Source organism: Embleya sp. NBC_00896 (assembly GCF_045207785.1).
Lineage (GTDB): Bacteria > Actinomycetota > Actinomycetes > Streptomycetales > Streptomycetaceae > Embleya.
In genome coordinates this window covers 3368191-3384957 of record NZ_CP108776.1, presented here as the reverse complement: position 1 = coordinate 3384957, position 16767 = coordinate 3368191, and the positions used below count along the sequence as shown (strand labels likewise).

19 protein-coding genes are annotated in these 16767 nt (G+C 70.4%); 12 read left to right on the top strand and 7 right to left on the bottom strand.

Features of this window, described 5'->3' with window-relative positions; translation table 11 throughout:
- Positions 1-62: 62 nt before the first annotated feature.
- The 10 genes from OG928_RS15370 to OG928_RS15325 all read left to right on the top strand — a co-directional run bounded on the left by OG928_RS15370 (position 63) and on the right by OG928_RS15325 (position 9641).
- Entirely contained in the window at positions 63-1937 is a 1875-nt protein-coding gene (locus tag OG928_RS15370; protein ID WP_406283993.1) for a DUF5941 domain-containing protein, read from the top strand.
- Positions 1934-2707, top strand: coding sequence for a sugar phosphate nucleotidyltransferase (locus OG928_RS15365; protein WP_406283991.1), 774 nt, complete (start codon positions 1934-1936; stop codon positions 2705-2707). The genes OG928_RS15370 and OG928_RS15365 overlap by 4 nt, the downstream gene beginning before the upstream one ends.
- Positions 2695-3765: an iron-containing alcohol dehydrogenase family protein gene (locus OG928_RS15360; RefSeq protein ID WP_406283989.1), complete on the top strand. Its 1071-nt coding sequence runs from the start codon at positions 2695-2697 to the stop codon at positions 3763-3765. Before OG928_RS15365 ends, OG928_RS15360 begins: the two co-directional genes overlap by 13 nt.
- Complete coding sequence (locus tag OG928_RS15355) at positions 3743-4525, top strand: CDP-alcohol phosphatidyltransferase family protein (protein WP_406283987.1); 783 nt, start codon at positions 3743-3745, stop codon at positions 4523-4525. Before OG928_RS15360 ends, OG928_RS15355 begins: the two co-directional genes overlap by 23 nt.
- An 80-nt stretch (positions 4526-4605) precedes the next feature.
- The gene (locus tag OG928_RS15350; protein ID WP_406290998.1) at positions 4606-5442 is read left to right on the top strand and encodes a glycosyltransferase family 2 protein; all 837 of its coding nucleotides are present in this window, start codon (positions 4606-4608) and stop codon (positions 5440-5442) included.
- Positions 5443-5547: 105 nt separating this feature from the next.
- Complete coding sequence (locus OG928_RS15345) at positions 5548-6420, top strand: ABC transporter permease (protein WP_406290995.1); 873 nt, start codon at positions 5548-5550, stop codon at positions 6418-6420.
- A gap of 13 nt (positions 6421-6433) precedes the next feature.
- Complete coding sequence (locus OG928_RS15340) at positions 6434-7261, top strand: ABC transporter ATP-binding protein (RefSeq protein ID WP_406290993.1); 828 nt, start codon at positions 6434-6436, stop codon at positions 7259-7261.
- A 51-nt stretch (positions 7262-7312) separates the two neighbouring features.
- Entirely contained in the window at positions 7313-7948 is a 636-nt protein-coding gene (locus OG928_RS15335; protein WP_406283985.1) for a phosphatase PAP2 family protein, read from the top strand.
- Positions 7949-7976: 28 nt separating this feature from the next.
- Positions 7977-8690, top strand: coding sequence for a GntR family transcriptional regulator (locus tag OG928_RS15330; protein ID WP_406283983.1), 714 nt, complete (start codon positions 7977-7979; stop codon positions 8688-8690).
- Positions 8691-8780: 90 nt separating this feature from the next.
- Positions 8781-9641 (top strand): hypothetical protein, encoded by an 861-nt coding sequence (locus tag OG928_RS15325; RefSeq protein WP_406283982.1) that lies wholly within the window; start codon positions 8781-8783, stop codon positions 9639-9641.
- Positions 9642-9771: 130 nt separating this feature from the next.
- Here OG928_RS15325 and OG928_RS15320 read toward each other — a convergent pair whose 3' ends face one another.
- From OG928_RS15320 to OG928_RS15310, 3 genes are all read right to left on the bottom strand, one after another.
- Complete coding sequence (locus OG928_RS15320) at positions 9772-9933, bottom strand: hypothetical protein (RefSeq protein ID WP_406283980.1); 162 nt, start codon at positions 9931-9933, stop codon at positions 9772-9774.
- A 31-nt stretch (positions 9934-9964) separates the two neighbouring features.
- Positions 9965-10342 carry a metal-sensitive transcriptional regulator gene (locus OG928_RS15315; RefSeq protein ID WP_406283978.1) on the bottom strand — a complete coding sequence of 126 codons (378 nt, stop codon included), beginning with the start codon at positions 10340-10342 and terminating at the stop codon, positions 9965-9967.
- A 139-nt stretch (positions 10343-10481) separates the two neighbouring features.
- A complete protein-coding gene (locus OG928_RS15310) occupies positions 10482-10613 on the bottom strand; it encodes a hypothetical protein (RefSeq protein WP_406283976.1) in 132 nt (43 codons plus the stop codon).
- 236 nt (positions 10614-10849) lie between these two features.
- On the opposite strand from OG928_RS15310, the gene OG928_RS15305 reads away from it, so the two are divergent.
- Together OG928_RS15305 and OG928_RS15300 are read left to right on the top strand one after the other, a co-directional pair.
- Complete coding sequence (locus OG928_RS15305) at positions 10850-11470, top strand: DUF47 domain-containing protein (protein ID WP_406283975.1); 621 nt, start codon at positions 10850-10852, stop codon at positions 11468-11470.
- A 4-nt stretch (positions 11471-11474) separates the two neighbouring features.
- Positions 11475-12470, top strand: coding sequence for an anion permease (locus tag OG928_RS15300; protein WP_406283973.1), 996 nt, complete (start codon positions 11475-11477; stop codon positions 12468-12470).
- Positions 12471-12614: 144 nt separating this feature from the next.
- On the opposite strand, the gene pstB is transcribed toward OG928_RS15300, so the two are convergent.
- The 4 genes from pstB to pstS all read right to left on the bottom strand — a co-directional run bounded on the left by pstB (position 12615) and on the right by pstS (position 16738).
- A complete protein-coding gene (gene pstB / locus OG928_RS15295; protein WP_406290990.1) occupies positions 12615-13391 on the bottom strand; it encodes a phosphate ABC transporter ATP-binding protein PstB in 777 nt (258 codons plus the stop codon).
- A gap of 74 nt (positions 13392-13465) precedes the next feature.
- Positions 13466-14572: a phosphate ABC transporter permease PstA gene (gene pstA, locus OG928_RS15290; protein ID WP_406283971.1), complete on the bottom strand. Its 1107-nt coding sequence runs from the start codon at positions 14570-14572 to the stop codon at positions 13466-13468.
- Positions 14569-15561 carry a phosphate ABC transporter permease subunit PstC gene (pstC, locus tag OG928_RS15285; RefSeq protein ID WP_406283969.1) on the bottom strand — a complete coding sequence of 331 codons (993 nt, stop codon included), beginning with the start codon at positions 15559-15561 and terminating at the stop codon, positions 14569-14571. The genes pstA and pstC overlap by 4 nt, the downstream gene beginning before the upstream one ends.
- Positions 15562-15598: 37 nt before the next feature.
- Positions 15599-16738: a phosphate ABC transporter substrate-binding protein PstS gene (pstS, locus tag OG928_RS15280; RefSeq protein WP_406283968.1), complete on the bottom strand. Its 1140-nt coding sequence runs from the start codon at positions 16736-16738 to the stop codon at positions 15599-15601.
- Between the last annotated feature and the right edge of the window lie 29 nt (positions 16739-16767).

Sequence of the window (16767 nt, the reverse complement as noted above, 5' to 3'; positions counted from 1 at the left end):
CCCGTTTCTCGGCGGTGTAGCGACCACCGCTGCATAAGGAGTGATGGCGCCTGTCCACGGCATTGGTCATCACGAAACCGACCACCTCCTCGGCCGACCCCGACCCGGCCGCGCTGCTCGCCGAGCTGGCCGCGCTGACCCGAGCGGTACCCGAGGTCGAGGTCGTCGCGGCGAGCACGCTCGATCGGCGCCTCGGCGCCGATACCCGGCGGATCGCGCTGGTCGACCACCGGTTCGTCGGCCACCGGCACGCGCTGCGGCTCGTCGTCGCGGACACCCGATTCCCGGCCGCGCACGTGCCGGGAGTACTCGTCGTCGAGGGTGACGCGCGTGCCCGGGCCGCCCGCGTGCTGGCCGAGCTGGGCCGCCTGCCCGAGGACGCGTGCGTGCCCGACGCGATCGCCGAGCGCCTGATCGCCGACGGCGACGTCTCGGTGCGCGAGGTCCCGCTGGGCGACATGGTCGCCGAGGTGCCCCGCGACGACGCCGCGCGCGCCCGGGCGCTGGCCGCCGTGGCGGCCGTGGACGACGAGCGGATCCGGCTGAACTCGGCGGTCAAGGCCCGGGACGGCTTCTTCACCACCTTCGCGGTCAGCACGTGGTCGCGCTACCTCGCGCGCTGGTGCGCGAACCGGGGGCTGACGCCCAATCAGGTGACGGTCCTGTCGCTGCTCGTCGCCCTCGCGGCGGCGGCGGGCGCCGCGACCGGCACCCGAGCCGGGTACATCGGCGCGGCCCTGGGCCTGTACTTCTCGTTCGTCCTGGACTGCACCGACGGACAGCTCGCGCGCTACGCGGTGAGCTACTCGCGGATCGGCTCCTGGCTCGACGCGACCTTCGACCGGGCCAAGGAGTACGCCGTCTACGCGGGCCTCGCGCTCGGCGCGGCCCGGCACGACGACGACGTGTGGACCCTCGCGCTGGTCGCGATGGTCGTCATGACCACCCGACACATCGTCGACTTCTCCTTCAACGAGACCCGCCGCGGCATCGGCGGCGGAGACGACGACAGCGCCGACGGCGGCGCGGGGGCCAAGCTCTCCGGCAAGCTCAACAACGTCGGCTGGACCGTATGGGCCCGCCGGATGATCATCCTGCCGATCGGCGAGCGCTGGGCGCTGATCGCGATCCTGACCGCGACCACGACCCCGCGGATCACGTTCGTCGTGCTCATCGTCGGCTGCGTGCTCGCCGCCTGCTACACCTCGCTCGGCCGGATCCTGCGCTCGCTGCCGCGGCGCGCGGCGGCCGTCCCGCAGGTCGGGGAGCACCTCGCGGCGCTCGCCGACAGCGGCCCGCTCGCCGAGCTCGTCGGCCGGCTCCGCCTGCGCGTCCCCGCCCCGGCCGCCGCCCTCCTCGGCACCGCCGCGCTGGTCGCGGTGCTGCTCTCGGGCGGCGCGGGCGAGTGGTGGGGCCTGGCCGGAGCCGGCGTGTACGCGCTGTGCGCCGGCGTCGCGATCGGCCGACCGCTGGTGCACCGGCTCGACTGGGTGGTGCCGCCGGTGTTCCGGGCCGCCGAGTACGCCGCGATCACGATTCTCGCGGCGCGGGTGGTCCCCACCGGGGTGGCCGCGGCGTTCGGCCTGGTCGCGGCCACGGCCTACCATCACTACGACACGGTGTACCGCCTTCGCGGCGGCTACGGGGCCCCGCCCCGGGCGCTGGTGTGGCTGGTGCTCGGTCACGAGGGGCGCGTGCTCCTGGTGACCGTGCTGGCCGCACTGGGTTCGGACACCCTGCGCACCGGCCTGATCGTGACGGCCGCCGTAATCGCGGCGATCGTGCTCGCCGAGAGCGTCGTGTTCTGGGTGCGCGGCGCGCGCCCGGACATCGACGACGTCACCCCGGTGGGACCGGCTCCCTCGACGCCGGCACCCGTGCACCGCCCCCTGGAGGCCGCCGTGGCGGCCACCGATCGAACTGGAGACCTCTCATGATCGGCCTTGTCCTCGCAGCCGGCGCCGGCCGCCGGCTGCGCCCGCACACCGACACGCTGCCCAAGGCCCTGGTGCCGGTGGGAGCGCCCGGTGCGCCGGACAGCGAACGGTCGATCCTGGAGGTCACCCTCTCCCACTACGCCGCGGTCGGGCTGACCGAGGCCGCGATCGTGGTCGGCTACTGCGGCGACGCGATCCGCGACCGCCAGGGCGCGCTGGAGAGCCGCTACGGCCTCAAGCTGCACATGGTCGACAACGACAAGGCCGAGGAGTGGAACAACGCCTACTCCCTGTGGTGCGCCCGCGACTACCTCGCGGAGGGCGTCCTGCTCGCCAACGGCGACACGCTGCACCCGGTCTCGGTCCAGGAGACGATGCTGGCCGCGCGTGACGCCGCCGGCGGCAAGGGCATCATCCTGGCCCTGGACACCGCCAAGCCGCTCGCCGACGAGGAGATGAAGGTCACCCTCGGCGCGGACGGCCGGATGCGCCGGATCACGAAGCTGATGGACCCCTCCGAGGCGTCCGGCGAGTACATCGGCGTCACCCTCATCGAGGGCCACGCCGCGCCCGCGCTGATCGAATCGCTCCAGGCGACCTTCGAGCGCGACCCGCAGCTGTACTACGAGGACGGCTACCAGGAGCTGGTGAACCGCGGCGGCCGGGTCGACGTCCAGCCGATCAGCGCGCCGGACACCCGCGTGTCGTGGACCGAGATCGACACCACCGAGGACCTCATGGTCGCGCGGGAGATCGCGTGCCGGTACTGACTCGACTCGTCCCGACACCGCTCACCGTCGACATCCGCGCGGGCGCGGTCGACGACCTCGCCACGATCCTGGCCGACCGCCGCGTCTCGACGTCGGGCCGCGTCGCGGTCGTGGTCAGCGAGGGCTCCGGAGCACGCCTGCGCGAGCGGTTCGCGCCCCAGCTGCCGGGCGCCGAGTGGTACTCGGTGGCCGGCGGCACGCTGACCGCCGCCGTCGACCTGGCCGACCGGATGCGCGCCGGAGCCTACGACGCCGTCGTCGGCCTGGGCGGCGGCCGCGTCCTGGACGCGACCAAGTACGCCGCGGCCCGAGTGGGCCTGCCCATGGTCGCGGTCGCCACCAACCTCGCCCACGACGGCATCGCGTCCCCCGTGAGCATCCTCGACAACGACGCGGGCCGCGGCTCCTACGGCGTCCCCACGCCGATCGCCCTGGTCGTGGACCTCGACCTGGTCCGCGCCGCGCCACAGCGCTTCGTGCGCTCCGGCATCGGCGAATCACTGTCCAACCTGTCCGCGGTGGCCGACTGGGAGCTGTCGCAGCGCGAGACCGGCGAGCAGGTGGACGGCCTCGCGGCCGCGTTCGCCCGCACGTCCGGGGACTCGATCCTGCACCGCCCCGGCGGCATCGAGGACGACGACTTCCTCGTGGCCCTGGCCGAGGGCCTCGTACTCTCCGGCATCGCGATGTCCGTGGCCGGCACCACCCGCCCGTGCAGCGGGGCCTGCCACGAGATCTCACACGCCATAGACCTGCTCTACGGCGAGCGCGACGGTCACGACGGGCTGCACGGCGAACAGGTCGGCCTCGGTGCCGCGTTCGCCACGCACCTGCGCGGCGACGTCCCGTTGACGAAGCTCTTGACGAGCACACTCGATCGGCACAAGCTGCCGGTCGTGCCGGAGCATCTCGGCCTGACCATCGACGAATTCGTGGCGGCGGTGAGCTACGCGCCCCAGACCCGTCCGGGGCGTTTCACCATCCTCGAACATCTCGACCTCGACAATGACGCCATCCGGGATTCGGTGACCGAATATGTCAACACCTACGGCGGCTGAGCTTCGCTCGGTCGTACACCCCGAGGGGCTGCTCGATCGGCGCAGTGGCGAACACTGGGCCGGGCGCATCTACATGCGGCAGATCTCCCTGCAGGTCACCCGACGCATCGTCGGGACCCGGGTGACACCCAACGGGCTCACCTACATGATGATCATCGCCGGCATCACCGCCGGTGCCGCGCTGATCCTGCCGGGCCTCGCGGGCCCGCTCGCGGCGCTCGTCCTCGTGCAGCTCTACCTGCTGCTCGACTGCATCGACGGCGAGGTCGCCCGCTGGCGTCGGCAGACCTCGGTCACCGGCGTCTACCTCGACCGGGTGGGCCACTACCTTTCCGAGGCGGCCCTGCTCTCCGGCGCCGGCCTGCACGCGGCCGGCGTGCTCGACGGCGGCGGCTTCAACGGCTACGCCACGCTGGGCGTGGTCGCGGCGCTCGGCGCGATCCTGATCAAGTCCGAGACCGACCTGGTCGACGGTGCCCGTGCCAAGAGCGGCCTGCCGCCGGTGCAGGACGCCGCCGCCGTGCCGCGCTCCTCGGGTGCCGCGTCGCTGCGCAAGATCGTGGCCTCGCTCAAGTTCCACCGCCTGGTCGGCGCCGTCGAGGCGTCGATCTTCCTGCTCCTCGCGGGCGTGCTCGACCTCGTCCTGGACGACGGCGGACTGCTGTACAGCCGGATCGCGGTCACCGCGCTCGCCGCCATCGCGCTCCTGCAGACCCTGCTGCACCTGGTCAGCGTGCTCATGTCGAGCAGGCTTCGGTGACCGCCGACGCTGCCGTGGGGCAGCGCGCGGACGACGCGGCCGAGGCGGACCGGGTCACCCTCGGCGCGGTCGTGCTGACCATGGGCGACCGCCCCGCCGAGCTGAACCGACTGCTGCGCTCGGTCGCCGACCAGGACGGCGACCCGATGGCGGTCGTCGTGGTGGCCAACGGCGGCGAGCTGCCGGAGCTCCCCGAGGGCGCGATCGGGGTCACGCTCCCCGAGAACGTCGGCATTCCCGCCGGTCGCAACGTCGGCACCGACGAACTGCCGGCCGGCACCGACATCGTGCTCTACCTCGACGACGACGGCCGGCTCGCCGGCACCGACGCCGGCCGACTGCTGCGCGAGGCGTTCGCCGCGAACCCGCGCCTGGGCATCGTCAGCTTCCGGATCGTGGATCCCGAGAGCGGCGAGACCCAGCGGCGACACGTGCCCAGGATCCGGGTCGGCGACCCGATGCGATCGGGCCCGGTCACCACGTTCCTCGGCGGCGCCAGCGCGGTCCGCGCGGCCGTCCTGCGCGAGGTCGGCGGCCTGCCCGACGACTTCTTCTACGCGCACGAGGAGACCGACCTCGCCTGGCGCGCGCTGGACGCCGGGTGGGACATCGAATACCGCGCCGACATCGTGCTGGAACACCCCAAGACCAGCCCGGCCCGGCACGCGGCGTTCTTCCGGATGAACGCCCGCAACCGCGTCTTCCTGGCCCGGCGCAACCTGCCGTGGCCGATCGTCCCCGCCTACCTCGGTACGTGGGTCGTACTCACCGCCGCCCGCCGTCCGTCCAAGGAGAACGCGCAGGCCTGGGCCGCGGGCTTCCGCGAGGGGTGGAAGACTCCGAGCGGTCCGCGCAAGCCGATGTCCTGGCGCACGGTCTGGCGAATGACCAGGCTCGGCCGTCCACCCGTCATCTGACAGGCTGGAATCCTCGTACCGTTTCGATTTCGATCCGACGCAGACGAAAGTGTCAACGTGGCCAACAGCGCGCAGGCCGACACCCTGAGCCCACAGGGGACGTCGATGCCCCCCGGTTCCACCGAACCCCTGGCGGACCTCGCCGCCCGTTACAAGCTGACGGTCAGCGGAGCCCGGCCCGGGTTGCTCGCGTACTCGAAACAGCTCTGGGCCAGGCGTCACTTCATCGTGGCCTTCGCCAACGCCAAGACGCGGGCGACCTACAGCACCGCCAAGCTCGGCCAGCTGTGGCAGGTGCTCACGCCGCTGATGAACGCGGCCGTGTACTTCCTGATCTTCGGCTACCTCGTCAAGACCAAGGGTGGCATCGACAACTACGTCGCGTTCCTGGTCACCGGCGTCTTCGTGTTCACCTTCACGCAGAGCGCCGTACTGGCGGGCAGCCGGGCGATCAGCGATCAGCTCAACCTGATCCGCGCGCTGCACTTCCCCCGCGCGTGCCTGCCGATCTCGTTCACCATCGTGCAGCTGCAACAGCTGCTGTTCTCGATGGTCGTGCTGTGCGCGATCGTGCTGGGCACCGGTGAGCCGCTCAGCCTCAAGTGGCTGCTCATCGTCCCCGCGCTCGTCCTGCAGTTCGTCTTCAACGTCGGCCTGAGCCTGGTGCTGGCCCGGATCGGCGCGGTGCTGACCGACATCAAGCAACTGCTGCCGTTCATCCTGCGGACGTGGCTCTACCTCAGCGGCGTGTTCTACAGCATCGACAACTACACCAAGACCGCGCCCGGCTGGGTGGCGCACGTACTGGCCGCGAATCCGGTGGCGGTGTACATCGAGCTGATCCGCGACGCGCTGATCGACAGCCACGACACGATCCCGGCGTACACCTGGGTCTACGGGTTCGGCTGGGCGGTCGTGATGGGCCTCGGCGGTTACGTGTACTTCTGGAAGGCGGAAGAGAGGTACGGCCGTGGCTGAGCAGCCCACGATCATGAGCTGGGAAGAGGTCACCGCGGTGGACGATTCGGTGGCCGCGGTGCCCGGGCAGGGCATTCCGCAGCCGGAACTCCCGCCGACCGTCGTGGTCGACGACGTGCACCTGATCTACAAGGTGCACGGCGCGGCCGCGGGCAAGGGCAGCGCGACCTCCGCGCTGTCGCGGCTCGCGCTGCGCAAGAAGGCCGCCGGCATCACCGAGGTGCACGCGGTGCGCGGCATCAGCTTCGTCGCGTACAAGGGCCAGGCGATCGGTCTGATCGGCCGCAACGGCTCGGGCAAGAGCACGATCCTCAAGTGCATCGCCGGCCTGCTGCCGCCCACCCGGGGCAAGATCTACAGCGACGGCCAGCCGTCCCTGCTCGGCGTCAACGCCGCGATGATGAACGACCTCACGGGCGAGCGGAACATCATCCTGGGCTGTCTCGCGATGGGTATGACGCAGAGCGAGGCGGAGGCGAACTACGACCAGATCGCCACCTTCTCCGGCCTCAACAACTACAACGGCAAGGACTTCACGAAGCTGCCGATGCGGACGTACTCGTCCGGCATGGCGGCCCGCCTGCGGTTCTCCATCGCGGCCGCGCGCACGCACGACGTGCTGATGATCGACGAGGCGCTGGCCACCGGCGACCGCGAGTTCCAGCTCAAGAGCGAGGCGCGGATCCGCGAGCTGCGCAAGGAGGCCGGCACGGTCTTCCTGGTCAGCCACAGCATGAAGTCGATCAGGGACACCTGCGACCGGGTGATCTGGATCGACCAGGGCGTGATGAAGATGGACGGCCCGATGGAAGAAGTCGTCGCCGCGTACGAGAAGAAGTAACACCGCACCGGCAACACCGCACCAGGCAATACGGTTCGAAGGGGTTCACAGGTGTCCTTGCAGGTCCTGGCGGAGAGTTCGGACGACAACCTCGACATCGAGGTCCTGCGGGACGTCAACGGCCTCACCGAGCACACCTCCTGGGCACACGGGGGCATGGAGTTCATGGGCGAGTACGGCATGTTCGCCGTACTCGCCGTCCTCGGCGTGCTCGCGTGGTGGCGCGCCCGCGGGCGCGCCGACCACACGGCGGCCGTGGCCGGCCTCCTGTGGGCCCCGTTGGCGGCCCTGGTCGCGGAGCTGGCGAACGCGCCCCTGCGCGAGTGGGTGGACCGGCCGAGGCCCTTCCTGAGCCACGACGGGCTGCACGTGCTGATCGAGGGCAAGACCGACCCGTCCTTCGCGTCCGACCACGCGCTGACCACCATGGCGCTGGCGGTCGGGATCCTGCTGGTCGACCGCCGGCTGGGGATCCTCGCGGTGCTCGCCTCGGTGTTCACCGGTTTCTCCCGGCTGTACGTGGGTGTGCACTACCCGACGGACGTGCTCGCGGGCTTCGCGCTCGGCGCGCTCGTCGCCCTCGTCGGCTCGCTGTTCGTGGGCCGCGCCCTGGAACCCGTCGTACGGATGGTCGAACGCGGACCGCTGCGCCCGTTGGTGGCGACCGGGCCGCGTCCGGTCGTGTGACGGCGACGCGGCCGAGGGGGCGGACACGATGGGGACGGACAGCGAGGGCGGCCGCGACGCCGGGCGCCTGGGCGAGCGGCTGAGCCTGCGCGAGCAGGTCGCCCGCGCGGTCCGGGCCGCGCTGGTCGCGGGCCGGATGCAACCGGGCGTGGTCTACTCGGCGCCCGCCCTCGCCACCCGCTTCGGGGTGTCCGCGACCCCGGTCCGCGAGGCGTTGCTCGACCTCGCGAAGGACGGACTGGTCGAGCCGGTCCGCAACAAGGGCTTCCGGGTCCGCAGCATGTCCGCGGCCGACCTGGACGACATCCACGACCTTCGCGAGCTCCTGGAGATACCCATCATCGGGCGGCTCGCCCGGGACGGCTGCGCGGACGCCCTGCCCGGCCTGCGCGCGCTGGTCGAGGAGTTGGCCGACGCGGTCGCCCGCGCCGACGTGGTCGACTACGTGGACGCCGACGACCGCTTCCACGCGCATCTGCTCGGCGTCGCCGGCAACGCGCGGCTGGTCCGGGTGGTCGCCGAGCTGCGCGCGCAGGCCCGGCTGTACGGTCCGCGACCGCTGACCGAGGCGGTCGACCGCGGCCTGATCGCCGCCGAGCACCACCGGCTGCTCGACCTGATCGAGGCCCGTGATCCGGCCGGCGCCGAGGAACTGATGCGCCGACACCTGGCGTGGTCGCGCCGAACGCCGGCCGGCCCGGCACCGGCCCCCGCCGACCCGCCGTCCCCCGAACGGCCGTAACCCCGCGACCCCCCGCTCGTTGTCCCGTCGAGCCGCCGCCGCGTGGCGCGCCGTCACGCGAGGATTCCGAGCATCCCGGGAGAGCCCCACATGTTGGTCCGCACCGCGCTCACGGGTGCCTGCTGCGCCCTCGTCCTGGCGGGCGCCACCGCCTGTGAAGGTGACGACGCGCAACCCCAGGGCGCGCAGGTCAAGGGCGGCGAGGCCGCGAACGGCCCGTCCGACGCCGTCCTCGCGGTCCGCCGGGCGGCCGACGTCACCACCAGCGCGAAGAGTTCACGCACCCGCACCGCGATGACGATGGAGTCCGCCGACCGGGTCGTCAAGCTCACCGGGGAGGGCCTGTTCGACTACGTGCGGCACATCGGTTCGCTCACGGTCGACGCCCCCAAGGACTCCGGCATCGCCGGGCCGCTCCAGGAGATCCTCACCCCCGAGGCGCTCTACATGAAGAACGCCTCGCCCGGCATCCCCAAGGACAAGTGGGTCCGCGTGGCGATCGACGGGCTCGCCGACGGCAACCTGGTCAGCGGCGGCGGCACCGACCCCGGGACCTCCTTCGAGATACTGCGCGGGGTCAACGACGACGTGGTGCTCGTGGGCACCGAGAAGCTCGGCGCGGACACGGTCCGGCACTACAAGGGCACACTCGACATCCGCAAGGCGCACGACCTCACCCCGCCCGAGGTGCGCGGGCCGCTGGCCGCCGCGCTCAAGACCTTCGACGGGGCGCCGATCCCGTTCGACGCCTACCTCGACGACGCGGGCCGACTGCGCAAGGTCGAGGAGCAGTTCGCCTTCGTGATGGGCCCGGAGGACGGGCCGACCGCGAAGGTGCACTCCAGCGCGGAGCTGTACGACTTCGGCGTCGCGGTCGACGTCAAGCCGCCCACGGGCAAGGACCTGTACGTCGCGCCGAGCCCGGCCGGGACACCCACCAAACGCGGCTGAGCCACTCCCGCGGCGTCGTTGTGGGCCGTCCCCAAATGACCCAGGCGTGCCATGTCCGCGCTGCGAAGGCGCCCCTACGCTGGATGGGCCGAGGCCCGTCCGGGGTGCGCAGCAGGAGGTGATGTGGGTGTCACGGTTCTCCGATCGCGGCGTGCACGACCACGTCGTCCTCGACGAGATCGAGCTCTACGGCGACCTGATGATCGCGGCGTCGGCGAGTGACGGCCCGCTGACCCAGGCCCAGATCGACGCCGTCCTCGGGCTCGTGGGCGGGTGGGGGACGACGGTCCACACACGGGCCGGCGGCCCCCGCCGCCGCGGCCTCAGGAGCGCACCAGGCGTGCGATCGCCTGGGACGCCTCCTTGACCTTCTCGTCCGCCTCCGGACCGCCCTTCTCGACCGCGTTCGCGACGCAGTGCCCGAGGTGCTCCTCGAGCAGGCTGAGCGCGAAGGACTGCAGCGCCTTCGTCGCGGCCGAGACCTGCGTCAGGATGTCGATGCAGTACTCGTCCTCGGAGACCATCCGCTGCAGCCCGCGGACCTGCCCCTCGACCCGCCGCAGCCGCTTGAGGTGCTCGTCCTTGCGACCGCTGTAGCCGTGCTCGTGCCCCTGCGCGCCGGGTGTCGCCTTCGCGTCCGGCGTCTGCGGATCCTGTTCCACCGTCGTCTCCCGTATCTGTGCGGCCGTATCCACATACATGGCCCGATCGGGTGACCGTCCACCTTCCGAATTTACCCCTGGGGGGTATATCCGGCAAGCGAACCGGTCACTTCCCCCGGCTTCTTCGATCGCGCGGGCGCGGCCCCTGTCGCGACCGTGTCCCGTTGCGGCGCGCGCGTCACGCGCCCGAGCCGTCCGTCTCGTGACGCCCGCGCGGATCGGTCGCGATCGCGAACACGGTCGCGGGCCGTGCCCGAACGGTGATGCTCCGACCGATCGACGGATCCGCTTCGTGTGATGTGGGCGACATGGGTCGAGGGTAGGCCGCTCTGTCACTCGAACGGGGTCCGGGCCCATACTCTGGCCGTGTAACGGGCGTCCTCGGTGGCGGAACGGGCGATTCCGCATGCCTGTTCGTCGCTCACAGCGTGCGTCGTATTACCGCCGGATACGGTCGGGGCTCATGTCGACTCCCCGGCTTGCGTGCAGGACCGCAGGAGCGCCTAGCATCGACGCCGACCACTTTCATTATCCCGGAGACCTCTAGTGCGATTGCGTCTGACCCCCAGGGAGACGAGCTTCTACGACATGTTCGCCGCAGCGGCGAGCAACCTGGTCACCGGATCCAAGCTCCTTACGGAGTTGCTCGGCGCAGAGGTCTCCGCTCGTCCGGAGATCGCCGAACGGATGCGGGCGGCCGAGCATGCCGGTGACGACACCACGCATGCGATCATGCGCCAGCTCAACGCCTCCTTCATCACGCCGTTCGACCGCGAGGACATCTACGCCCTCGCGTCGCAGCTGGACGACGTCATGGACTACATGGAAGAGGCCGTCGACCTGGTCGTGCTGTACCAGCTCGACGATCTGCCCCCGCAGGTCGCGGACCAGATCGAGGTGCTCGTCCGGGCCTCGGAGCTGACCGCGGAGGCGATGCCACGGCTGCGCACGATGAAGGACCTGACCGAGTACTGGATCGAGATCAACCGACTCGAGAACCAGGCCGACCAGATCCACCGCAAGCTCCTGGCGCACCTGTTCAGCGGTGCGTACGACGCGCTGACGGTGCTCAAGCTCAAGGGGATCATCGACGTGCTCGAAGAGGCCGCCGACGGTTTCGAACACGTGGCCAACACGGTCGAGACGATCGCCGTCAAGGAGTCCTGACCCAGTGGAACTCACTGGTCTGATCATCGTCATCGGCGTCGCGCTCTTCTTCACCTATACCAACGGCTTCCACGACTCGGCCAACGCCATCGCGACGTCGGTGTCCACTCGGGCACTGACACCGCGGGCGGCGCTGGCCATGGCCGCGGTGATGAACCTCGCGGGCGCCTTCCTCGGCGAAGGCGTCGCGAAGACCGTCAGCGAGGGGCTGATCGCCACCCCCGAAGGCGAGCAAGGCCTGGTCATCCTGTTCGCGGCGCTGGTCGGCGCGATCTTCTGGAACCTGCTGACCTGGTACTTCGGGCTGCCCTCGTCCTCGTCGCACGCGCTGTTCGGTGGCCTGGTCGGCGCCGCGCTCGCGGGCTCCAGCACCGTCTACTGGGACGGTGTGATCGACAAAGTCGTGATCCCGATGTTCCTGTCGCCGGTGGTCGGCCTCGTCGCCGGATATCTGGTGATGGTCCTGATCATCTGGCTGTTCCGGAAGTCCAACCCGCACAAGGCCAAGCGCGGGTTCCGGCTCGCGCAGACCGTCTCGGCGGCCGGCATGGCGCTCGGACACGGCATCCAGGACGCCCAGAAGACCATGGGCATCGTGGTGATGGCACTGGTCATCAGTGGTCACCAGGAGGGCGACAGCATTCCGGTGTGGGTCAAGCTCGCCTGCGCCGTCACGCTGTCGCTCGGCACCTACGCGGGCGGGTGGCGGATCATGCGCACGCTCGGCCGCAAGATCATCGAGCTGGACCCGCCGCAGGGTTTCGCGGCCGAGACCACGGCCGCGTCGATCCTGTACACGACGGCCTACGTCTTCAAGGCGCCGATCTCGACCACGCACATCATCACCTCGGCGATCATGGGCGTCGGCGCGACGAAGCGGGTCAAGGCGGTCCGCTGGGGCGTCGCCAAGAACATCCTGATCGGCTGGTTCACCACGATGCCGGCCGCGGGCCTGGTCGCGGCGGGCGTGTACTGGATCGCCCATCTGATCGTGGGCTGACCCCGCACCCCCGCGCCGCGTTCCACACGAACGACGCGAACGACAAGAACGACAAGAACGACAAGAACGACAAGAGGGTCCACACCCGTCCCGGTGTGGGCCCTCTCGCGTGTCCACGGTCGTGTTCCCTCGACTCTCGAACCGTCAGCCGAACCGACCGGCGATGTAGTCGGCGGTGGACTCCTGGGTCGGTGCCGAGAAGATCTTCTCGGTGTCGCCGATCTCCACCAGCCGACCGGGCTGGCCCGGACCCGCGAGGTTGAAGAACGCGGTCTTGTCCGAGACGCGCGCGGCCTGCTGCATGTTGTGGGTCACGATGACGATCGTGTACCGCTCCTTGAGCAGCGCGATCAGGTCCTCGATCGCGAGCGTGGAGATCGGGTCGAGCGCCGAGCACGGCTCGTCCATCAGCAGCACCTGCGGCTCGACCGCGATCGCGCGCGCGATGCACAGACGCTGCTGCTGGCCGCCGGACAGGCCCGCGCCGGGCTTGTTCAGCCGGTCCTTGACCTCGGTCCACAGGTTGGCGCCGCGCAGCGAGCGCTCGACGATCGCGTCGAGGTCGCCCCGGCGCTTGATGCCCGCGAGCTTGAGCCCGGCCGCGACGTTGTCGTAGATCGACATGGTCGGGAACGGGTTGGGCCGCTGGAACACCATGCCGACCGTGCGGCGGACCGCGACCGGGTCGATCTCGTTTCCGTACAGGTCCTGCCCGTCGAGCGCGACCGAGCCGTCGACCCGGGCGCCCGGGATCAGCTCGTGCATCCGGTTCAGGGTGCGGATGAAGGTCGACTTGCCGCAGCCGGAAGGACCGATGAAGGCCGTGACCGAACGCGGCTCGATGGTCATCGAGATGTCCTCGACGGCCTTGTGGGAGCCGTAGTAGGCGTTGAGTCCGGCTACTTCGATGCGCTTGGTCATTCCTGCCTCGAGATCGGTACGGGTGTCGGTGCCGGGGTCGGGGGTGGCTCTCGTCGTGCCCTGCGTCTTGAGCTTCATCGGCCCGCCTTCGGTGCCTTCCAGCGCGCGATCAGGCGCGCCGCCAGGTTCAGGAGCATGACGATGATGATCAGCGTGAGCGCGCCGGCCCAGGCCCGCTCCTCGGCGAACGTGTTGCCGGCGTGGTTCTGGTCGTAGACGAACAGCGGCAGGGCCGACTGCCATCCGGAGAACGGGTCGGTGTTGATCGACTGGGTGAGCCCGACCAGGAGCAGCAGCGGGGCGGTCTCGCCGATCACCCGGGCGATCGAGAGCATGACGCCGGTGACGATGCCGCCGAACGCCGTGGGCAGGACGACCTTGAGCACCGTGCGCCACTTGGGGATGCCGAGCGCCAGGCTGGCCTCGCGCAGCTCGTTCGGGACGAGCTTGAGCATCTCCTCCGCGGAGCGCACCACGGTCGGCAGCATCAGGATCATCAGCGCGAGCGAACCGGCGAAGCCGGAGGCCTCGAAGCCCAGCATCAGGATCCAGAAGGCGTAGACGAACAGACCCGCGACGATCGAGGGCAGGCCGGTCATCACGTCGACGAAGAACGTCACGGTCTTGGCGAGTCGGCCGCGGCCGTACTCCACCAGGTAGATCGCGGTGAACAGGCCGATCGGAACCGCGATCAGCGCGGCCAGACCGACCTGCTCCAGCGTGCCGACGATCGCGTGGTAGACGCCGCCGGTGTCGTCCCGGGAGCCGACGCCGCGCATCGAGTGGGTCAGGAAGTAGGGGGTGAGCTTCTCGGCGCCGCGCTGGATCGTGTAGCCCAGGAGCGAGATCAGCGGCAGCACGGCGAGCACGAACGCGGTGGAGATCAGGCTCGTCGCGAACCGGTCGCGGGCCCGGCGGCTGTCCTCGAACCGCCACGACACGGCGGTGAGGACCGCCATGAAGGCGACGCCCGCGAGGAAGACCGCGAGTCCCCAGTTGCCCAGGGCCAGCTTGAGCACGACCACCAGCGCGATCGCGCCGCCGGCGATCGCCCACGGCACCTGGCGCGGCAGGGTCCGGCGGGTCAGCGTGACCGCGCGCGGATCGGGGAGCGCGGCGACCGACTCGGCCGCGTCCGTACCGAGGCCCGGGCGCTTGTCACCGGTGTCGAGGACGGTCATGAGTTCGCTCCAGAGAACGCCTTGCGCCGGTTGATGACGATGCGCGCGGCGCCGTTGACGAGCAGCGTCATGACGAAGAGGACCAGACCCGAGGCGATCAGCGCGCCGCGGCCGATGTCGTTGGACTCGCCGAACTGGTTGGCGATGTTCGCCGCGATCGTGTTGTTGCCCGGGTCGAGGATGTGGATCGAGACCAGGAAGCTGGGCGAGAGCACCATCGCGACCGCGATGGTCTCGCCGACCGCGCGGCCCAGGCCGAGCATCGACGCGCTGATGATCCCGGGCTTGCCGTACGGCAGGACCGCGACGCGGATCATCTCCCAGCGGGTCGCGCCGAGCGCCAGCGCGGCCTCCTCGTGGGCGCGGGGCACCTGGAGGAAGATCTCCCGGGTGACCGCCGCGATGATCGGCAGGATCATGATCGCGAGCACGATCCCGACGGTGAACAGCGTGCGGGCGGTGATGCCCGTCTGCTCCTTGTCGAAGATCGGGATCCAGCCCAGGTAGTCGGACAGCCACGCGTGCAGACCCAGCAGCTTGGGGGCCAGGAAGATCGAGCCCCACAGGCCGTAGACCACGCTGGGCACGGCCGCCAGCAGGTCGATGACGTAGCCCAGCGGTTGGGCGATCCGCCGCGGGGCGTAGTGCGTGATGAAGAGCGCCACCCCCACCGCGACCGGCACCGCGATGAGCATCGCGATCGTGGCGCTGACAACCGTGCCGAACACCAGGGTGACGACACCGAACACCGGCTTGGCCGCGTTCGGGTCCCAGCCCTGGTCCGTCAGGAAGTTGCCCTGGTTCTTCGACAGTGCGTCCGTCGCCTTGACCACGAGGAAGATCGCGATCGCGGCCATGATGGCCAGCAGGCTGATGCCGGCGCCGCGGGAGGCACCGGAGAAGATCCGGTCGCCGAGCCGAACCTTGGTGCGCCTGGCCGGGGCCTCGCGCTCGGGTTCCGCCGGTGCGGTGGGGGTGGTGGTGGACATCTCTCTCCGTACGAGTCGGTCGCTCAGCGGGCTCGGACTAGGACAGACCGGCCACGGCGGTGCGAACCTTGTCCGCGATCGTCGTCGGGAGCGGCGCGTAGCCGATGCCCGAGAGGACCTTCTGGCCTTCGGCGCTGGAGGTGTAGTTCAGGAAGGACTTCAGCAGCGGGAGCTTGTCCGCGGGGGTGCCCTTCTCGCAGACGATCTCGTACGTGACCAGGATGATCGGGTAGGCGCCCTCGGCCTTGGTCGCGTAGTCGATCGACAGCTTCAGGTCGTTGCCGGTGCCGGCGATCTTGGCGGCCTCGACGGCCTTGCCCGCGGCCTCGGCGGTGAGCTTGACCGGAGCCGACGCGCCCGTGTTGATCTGCGCGATACTCAGGCCCGAGTTCTCGGCGAAGGACTGCTCCATGTAGCCGATGCCGCCCTGCGTCTGCTTGACGATCGACGCGACGCCCTCGTTGCCCTTGGCGCCCTGGCCGCCGGTGGCCTTCCAGTCCTGCGCGGCGTCGAAGGTCCAGTCGGCGCCGGCCGCGGCCTTGAGGTACTTGGTGAAGTTCTCGGTGGTGCCGGACGCCTCGGACCGGTGCACGGTCTGGATCGCGGTCGACGGCAGCTGCGCGTTCGGGTTGAGCGCCTTGATCTCCGGCGCGTCCCACTTCTTGATCTTGTCGGAGAAGATCCCCGCGATCGTCTTGGCGTCCAGGACCAGGTCCTTCACGCCGGAGACGTTGTACGACACCGCGATCGGGCCGGTCACCATCGGCAGGTTGATCGCCTGGCCGGGCGCGCAGGCGGCGGCGGCCTTGGCGGCCTCCTCGGGCTTGAGCGCCGAGTCGGAGCCGGCGAAGGTGACCTGCTTGTCGAAGAACGACTGACGGCCGGCGCCGGAGCCCGAGGACGCGTAGTCGATCGAGGAGCCCGAGCACTTGGCCTGGTAGGCCTTCGTCCACTCGTCCAGCGCGTTCTTCTGGGCGCTCGACCCGGCGCCGGCGATCTTGCCGGTCGCGCAGTCGCCCTTGGGGGCTTCGGCGCCGGCGGCCGTGGACTTCGGCGCCTTGGAGTCGTTGCCGGAGCTGTTGTCGTCGGAGCCACACGCGGCCAGCGTGAGCGCGCCGGCGAGGGCAAGGCCGGTGAAGCCGATACCGCGACGGACACTGCGGGGCCGAATGGTCACGGCGCTCCCTTTCGATCGAACTCACTGCG

Excerpts from the sequence above, each read along its gene's own strand:
- pstA (WP_406283971.1), bottom strand. The coding sequence starts at position 14,572 with ATGACCGTCCTCGACACCGGTGACAAGCGCCCGGGCCTCGGTACGGAC.
- OG928_RS15310 (WP_406283976.1), bottom strand. The coding sequence starts at position 10,613 with ATGTCGCCCACATCACACGAAGCGGATCCGTCGATCGGTCGGAGCATC.
- OG928_RS15325 (WP_406283982.1), top strand. The coding sequence starts at position 8,781 with ATGTTGGTCCGCACCGCGCTCACGGGTGCCTGCTGCGCCCTCGTCCTG.
- OG928_RS15355 (WP_406283987.1), top strand. The coding sequence starts at position 3,743 with ATGTCAACACCTACGGCGGCTGAGCTTCGCTCGGTCGTACACCCCGAG.
- pstB (WP_406290990.1), bottom strand. The coding sequence starts at position 13,391 with ATGACCAAGCGCATCGAAGTAGCCGGACTCAACGCCTACTACGGCTCC.
- OG928_RS15365 (WP_406283991.1), top strand. The coding sequence starts at position 1,934 with ATGATCGGCCTTGTCCTCGCAGCCGGCGCCGGCCGCCGGCTGCGCCCG.
- OG928_RS15350 (WP_406290998.1), top strand. The coding sequence starts at position 4,606 with ATGGGCGACCGCCCCGCCGAGCTGAACCGACTGCTGCGCTCGGTCGCC.
- OG928_RS15315 (WP_406283978.1), bottom strand. The coding sequence starts at position 10,342 with ATGTATGTGGATACGGCCGCACAGATACGGGAGACGACGGTGGAACAG.
- OG928_RS15340 (WP_406290993.1), top strand. The coding sequence starts at position 6,434 with ATGAGCTGGGAAGAGGTCACCGCGGTGGACGATTCGGTGGCCGCGGTG.
- OG928_RS15345 (WP_406290995.1), top strand. The coding sequence starts at position 5,548 with ATGCCCCCCGGTTCCACCGAACCCCTGGCGGACCTCGCCGCCCGTTAC.
- pstC (WP_406283969.1), bottom strand. The coding sequence starts at position 15,561 with ATGTCCACCACCACCCCCACCGCACCGGCGGAACCCGAGCGCGAGGCC.
- OG928_RS15330 (WP_406283983.1), top strand. The coding sequence starts at position 7,977 with ATGGGGACGGACAGCGAGGGCGGCCGCGACGCCGGGCGCCTGGGCGAG.